At 44.4% G+C, this 6214-nt stretch carries 7 protein-coding genes; all 7 read right to left on the bottom strand.

The features are described 5' to 3' along the window. Positions 1–319 precede the first annotated feature (319 nt). Positions 320–1807, bottom strand: coding sequence for a lysine--tRNA ligase (gene lysS, locus D4T97_RS19540; protein ID WP_126052460.1), 1488 nt, complete (start codon positions 1805–1807; stop codon positions 320–322). 299 nt (positions 1808–2106) lie between these two features. Continuing rightward, complete coding sequence (dusB, locus tag D4T97_RS19535) at positions 2107–3099, bottom strand: tRNA dihydrouridine synthase DusB (protein WP_126052459.1); 993 nt, start codon at positions 3097–3099, stop codon at positions 2107–2109. A 21-nt stretch (positions 3100–3120) separates the two neighbouring features. Next, a complete protein-coding gene (locus D4T97_RS19530; protein WP_126052458.1) occupies positions 3121–3339 on the bottom strand; it encodes a helix-turn-helix domain-containing protein in 219 nt (72 codons plus the stop codon). Next, positions 3291–3818: a 2-amino-4-hydroxy-6-hydroxymethyldihydropteridine diphosphokinase gene (folK, locus tag D4T97_RS19525; protein ID WP_126052457.1), complete on the bottom strand. Its 528-nt coding sequence runs from the start codon at positions 3816–3818 to the stop codon at positions 3291–3293. The genes D4T97_RS19530 and folK overlap by 49 nt, the downstream gene beginning before the upstream one ends. Continuing rightward, on the bottom strand, positions 3811–4176 hold the full coding sequence (gene folB / locus D4T97_RS19520; RefSeq protein WP_126052456.1) for a dihydroneopterin aldolase: 366 nt from the start codon (positions 4174–4176) through the stop codon (positions 3811–3813). Before folB ends, folK begins: the two co-directional genes overlap by 8 nt. Further along, positions 4169–4996 (bottom strand): dihydropteroate synthase, encoded by an 828-nt coding sequence (gene folP, locus D4T97_RS19515; protein WP_126052455.1) that lies wholly within the window; start codon positions 4994–4996, stop codon positions 4169–4171. The genes folB and folP overlap by 8 nt, the downstream gene beginning before the upstream one ends. A gap of 291 nt (positions 4997–5287) precedes the next feature. Further along, positions 5288–6214 carry a cysteine synthase A gene (cysK, locus tag D4T97_RS19510; protein WP_126052454.1) on the bottom strand — a complete coding sequence of 309 codons (927 nt, stop codon included), beginning with the start codon at positions 6212–6214 and terminating at the stop codon, positions 5288–5290.

The raw sequence follows: 6214 nt of genomic DNA, 5'->3' as shown, positions 1-6214 counted from the left end.
TTCGTTTCGTTCAGTTTTCAAAGATCAAACTTGCAGTTGCTCTCTCGAGCAGCTTTTCTATTATACCGCATCCAACTTGGCTTGTCAACAATTTTTTTAAATTGTTTTCTTCACCTCGTCTGAAGCGACCTTTTAAATATATCATGTCGACTTTTTAAAGTCAACACTTTTTAAAAACTTTTTTATTGCCTTGTTGCCCTCACGAGCAACGATATTTAATATAACACCTTTTTACTTTTCATGCAATAGTTTTTTTGCTTTTTTATTCACCTATATAAAACTAAAAAAGAACCCGTGCCAAACGGCAGGGTTCCAGTGATCAATCGCGGTTCCTCATTAATGGGAAGAGTAGCACGTCCCTTATGGAAGGGGAGTCTGTCAGTAGCATGACAAGACGATCTATTCCAATTCCAAGTCCCCCAGTAGGAGGCATTCCGTATTCAAGCGCTTCGATAAAATCTTCATCCATCTCATGCGCTTCGTCATTCCCTTGTTCTCTTTCTTCCAATTGAGCTTCAAATCTTTGACGTTGATCTATTGGGTCATTCAATTCTGTAAATGCATTTGCGTGTTCCCGACCGACAATAAATAGTTCGAATCGATCCGTAAATCTTGGGTCGTCTTCATTCTTTTTCGCCAGTGGGGATATCTCAACCGGATGCCCGTAAATGAAAGTAGGCTGAATGAGTTTTTCCTCAACGACCTGCTCAAAGAACTCATTGACGATATGTCCATAAGTCATATGTTCTGTAATTTCGATATTATGCTCCTTGGCAAGCTGGATAGCTTCTTCATCAGACATCTCTTTCCAGAAATCGACGCCAGTATGCTCTTTTACCGCGTCCACCATATGGAGACGGCGCCATTTCGGCTCCAGGTTAACTTCATAATCACCGTATTTGACAGAAGTTGTCCCCAGTACCTCTTTAGCAATAGAGGCTATCATGTTTTCCGTAAGTTCCATAATATCGTTGAAGTCCGCATAGGCTTCATATAATTCAATCATCGTAAATTCAGGGTTATGTCTTGTTGAGACCCCTTCATTTCTGAAAACACGGCCAATCTCATAAACCTTTTCAAGGCCGCCGACAATCAAGCGTTTCAAATGCAGTTCAATCGCAATCCTCATGTAAAATTGCGAATCCAATGCATTATGGTGTGTGATAAATGGACGGGCAGCCGCTCCCCCAGCGATGGCATGGAGCATTGGAGTTTCAACTTCCAAGAAGCCTTGTCCATCCAGATACCTGCGCATAGACTGGATAATTTTACTTCTTGCAATGAAAGTTTCTCTGCTTTCTTCATTTGTGATTAAATCGAGATAGCGTTGGCGATAGCGCTGTTCAACGTCCTTCAATCCATGGAATTTTTCAGGAAGGGGGCGCAATGCTTTAGTAAGCAACGTAAAGTCAGTTGCTTTAATAGATAGTTCGCCTACTTTTGTTTTAAAAATAGTTCCGGTCAAACCGACGATGTCCCCAAGGTCAGCTGTTTTAAAAATATCGTACTGCTCATCGCCTACTGCATCCTGGCGGACATATATTTGAATTTGGCCCGTTAAATCCTGGATATGGGCAAAGCCGGCTTTTCCTTTTCCGCGCTTCGTCATGATCCGTCCTGCGATAGTAACTGACTGGGCCATTTCCTCTAGTTCTTCTTTTGGTTTACTATCAAATTTACTTTTAATATCTTTAGTTAACTCCGTACGCTCAAACCGTTTACCAAATGGATCAATACCGTTTTCCCGCAAAGAAGTCATTTTGTCGCGTCTAACCTGAAGTTGATCGTTCAACTCTTCCTGACTCATCTTTTCCACTCCAATCTCATAATAAAGCCATTCCTCATTTACATATTGTACATAAAATTGAGGAACTAGGCATCCTCTATAAAGAAAAGCGCAAGGCGCCCGTCTATCGGCGACAAGCACAAGACGAATTGCGAGGAGGCAGCTTTTCAGCCACCACAGCAATTTGGCTTGTGACCTCGAGCCGATGGCGCCTGGAGCTAGACACAAAACATACTTGTTTGAAAATAAACTTAATCTATTTTTTTACTTTCTTTAACCTTAAAAAAAACTGCCAGCTAATGGCAGCTAAGTAAGAATGTTTATCCCGCTTTTCTTTCACCATGTTCAGTTTCCTCAACAAGATGATCAAGCAATCGGACAACCTCTTCCCTTGTTGTACATTCATTGATGGCATTTCTGATTTTTCCATTGCCAAGAATGCCTTTCAAATACCAAGCTGCGTGCTTGCGCATCTCACGAACCGCTATATTCTCACCTTTCAATGCAATTAGGCGGTCAAGATGAAGTTTGCAAACTTCCATCTTTTCTCTTACCGTCGGCTCGTCTGTCAGCTCTCCGGTTTCCAAGTATTTAACTGTTCGATAAATCATCCACGGATTCCCAAGTGCTGCGCGGCCAATCATTACACCGTCCACACCTGTTTCTTCAAGCATCCGTTTGGCATCCTGAGGTGTTTGGACATCTCCATTCCCAATCAATGGTATGTTCAGAGATTGTTTCACTTCGCGGATGATATCCCAATTGGCATGTCCTTCATACATTTGAACGCGCGTCCGACCATGCATGGAAACAGCCGCGCCTCCTGCCCGTTCCACAGCCTGCGCATTTTCGACTGCAAAAACATGCTCATCATCCCATCCGATTCGCATTTTTACTGTAACAGGCTTATCGACAGCATCAACTACGGCAGAAACCATATCATAAATCTTTTCGGGTTCCAACAGCCACCTGGCACCCGCTTCACAGCGGATGATTTTGTTAACCGGGCAACCCATATTGATGTCGATGATATCAGCAGTAGTATTTTTGTCCACAAATTTAGCCGCTTCAACTAAAGTTTCCTTCTCACCGCCAAAAATTTGAAGAGATAATGGCTTTTCGCGCTCATCAATATAGAGCAGGTTCATCGTTTTCTGGTTTTTGAAAACAATACCTTTATCACTGATCATTTCCGCACAGACAAGACCTGCACCGAATTCCTTAACAGTCAAGCGAAATGCAGAGTTACAGATTCCCGCCATCGGGGCAAGAACCACCTGATTCTTCATTTCGATATCGCCAATTTTAAGCATAAAGCCCCCCCTTCCTTAATTTTATTTATCCAACTCATCCGGCGGTGTCAATTCCTCTACCGGAACTGAAAGCACGTCGGAAATCTTCTTTAGTATCTGCCCTGACGGAAGACGGCTTCCCCGTTCTATTTCTCCTAAAACCGAAACGGATATCCCGATTTCCCTTGCCAGACCTTCTTGGGTACGGCCCTTCAGCTTCCGAAAAGCTCGGATCCGCCTTCCCCATTTATCTGTTTCCATAACCGAACACCTTCTTTATCAGGTATTTCGCTTAATACTTCACCCAAAGTAACACTTTGCTTCGGAAGCCTGACTTTTCCATCAATCTCCAATAACGGAACAAGGACAAATGCTCGCTCAGTCATTCGAGGATGTGGAATTCGCAAGTCCTCCATCTCAATATTTTCGTTATTATATAATAAAATGTCAAGGTCGATTTTTCTGGGTCCCCATCTAATTTCTCTCACTCTACCCATCTCTTCCTCAATTTCCAGGCAACGGTCTAAAAGTTCACGGGCCGTCAGCGACGTTGAGACCTTTACGGCCATATTTAGAAAGGGATCCTGCTCTGTAAAGCCGACAGGATCCGTTTCATATATGGATGATACTTTTTCAACACGAATTCGACTTGTCTGTTCCAATTCCCTGACTGCTTCTTTTAACCAGTTTTCCCGGTCGCCGATATTGGAGCCGAGCGATAAATAAGCAATATTATTCATGGCGACCTCTAGTGACTTCGACAGCGACCGAGTCATATATGCCTTTAATTGGCGGATTGGGCTTGATCACTTTCACATGGACTTTTTCGACGCGTTCAAACTTGTTCAAAATGTCACCCGCTATATTTTCAGCTACCGCTTCAATCAGGTCAAATCTCTTCCCCTCTACAATTTCCTGACAAAGCGTGTATACTTCTGCATAATTGATTGTTTTTTCCAGTTTATCTGAGCGCCCAGCGGCTTGCAGATCGGTTTCTAACACGACATTCACGGTGAAGCGCTGGCCAAGGACTGTTTCTTCAGAAAATACACCATGGTTTCCGTAAAACTCCATTTTATTTAAATAAATTTTATCCACGCCGCTCCCCCATTTCTACAAGAACATCCATCATGGCCGCCATGCGGCTAATCTCTTTCACATCATGCACTCGCATGATGTGGCATCCCTTCTGAATTCCGAAGCAGACAGTGGAACCCGTTCCTTCCATTCGTTCTTCCACCGGAAGATCGAGCGCGGTGCCAATCATCCGTTTCCTTGAAGTACCAAGCAGCACTGGGTAACCAAGGCCAACAAGCTTATCAAGATTTCTCATCATTATCAGATTTTCAGTATGGTCTTTGGCAAACCCGATACCAGGATCCAAGATGATGTTTTCATCCGGAACCCCAGCTTTTTTTGCAATTGAAATACTTTCATATAAATCATTCAGCACATCACGGATAAACTCCGTGTAGTTGCGGTTGTCCCTGTTATGCATCAAAACAATCGGAACATTACGTTCTGCCGCCACGGCGGCTATCTCAGGGTCATTTTTTGCGCCCCAAATATCATTGATGATATGGGCCCCCGCCACCACTGCCGCTTCGGCGGTTTTTGCTTTATATGTATCGATGGAGATCGGCGCATCAACAGCCGAAGCGACAGCTTCTATTACGGGAGCCACTCTGTCGATCTCCTCTTGGGCCGCGACCGGTTCGTGGCCCGGACGAGTCGATTCACCGCCAACGTCAATGATATCCGCGCCCTCCTTGACCATCTCCTGCGCATGCTCAATCGCTATGTCCAAAGCGTTAAAGCGTCCGCCGTCTGAAAACGAATCCGGCGTGACATTGAGAATTCCCATAATCAGTGTTTTTTGATTGCAATCAAGCGTATATTTCCCGCAATTGATGATCATTCTTTTCCTGCATTCCCTTCGTTTCACTATTTTTTCTTAGTTTAACTCTTTTGCCTCTAAATGAAAAATAAAAGGCAAGCCCGGAATTGGACTTGCCTTTTAATCAACCAGCGCCCGGCGGGCGCTTCGGCTTTTCATATTGTTAAAACGTCGCCCTGCGCTTTTCTACTGTCTAGCTGCGCCGCCTAGCCCCTCGAGGTCATAAGCCAATTGTTGCTGAAGGCAGACTACGCCTTCTTCAACACTCGCCTTATGCTTGTCGGGGCTGAGCAAGGCACCTCCGCTTTTCTCTCAGTCTTCAAATTGGTAAAGTGGTGTGCTCAAATAGCGCTCGCCGTTGCTCGGAAGAACTGCTAAGACTTTTTTTCCTTTGCCGAGTTTTTTGGCGACAGAAAGAGCTGCGTTAATGGCGGCTCCGGAAGAAATTCCGCCAAGAATCCCTTCTTCTTTGGCTGCTTTTCTAGCTGTTTCAAATGCATCTTCGTTTGATACTGTCACTACTTCATCATACACATCCGTATTTAATACCTTTGGTACAAATCCTGCTCCAATACCTTGGATTTTATGAGGACCTGGTTTTCCTCCGGATAACACTGGGGAATCTTTCGGTTCAATCGCATAGATTTTGATGTCGGGATATTTTTCTTTCAATACTTCGCCGGCACCTGTAATTGTACCTCCTGTACCGATTCCTGAAACAAACGCATCTAACTGGTCCCCCATTTGCTCAACAATCTCTTTACCTGTTGTTTCACGGTGAATTTTTGGATTTGCACTGTTTTCGAATTGCTGAGGTAAGAAATAGCCGTGCTCCTCTGCAAGCTCATTGGCTTTTTTAATAGCGCCGTTCATTCCTTCAGCACCCGGAGTCAACACTAATTCCGCTCCATAAGCACGCAAGAGATTCCGTCTTTCCATGCTCATCGTATCAGGCATGACAAGAACTGCGCGGTATCCTTTGGCCGCCGCAACCATTGCAAGGCCGATACCAGTATTGCCGCTGGTAGGTTCAATCAGCGTGTCTCCCTCTTTCAGCTTTCCCTCTTTTTCTGCGGCTTCAATCATCGCCAAGGCAATCCGGTCTTTTACACTGCTTCCAGGATTCATGTATTCAAGCTTTACGTAGACATCCGCACTGTCCGCATCAACTAAACGGTTCAGCTTAACAATCGGGGTGTTTCCAATTAGTTCCGTAATCGAGTTTGCAATTCGTGACAT

Origin of the sequence: Siminovitchia acidinfaciens (assembly GCF_003605385.1) — a bacterium.
In the GTDB taxonomy this organism is placed as follows: Bacteria; Bacillota; Bacilli; order Bacillales; family Bacillaceae_C; genus Siminovitchia; species Siminovitchia acidinfaciens.
Note: the sequence above shows the minus strand (reverse complement) of the source record. Positions and strands in the feature narration are given on the sequence as shown.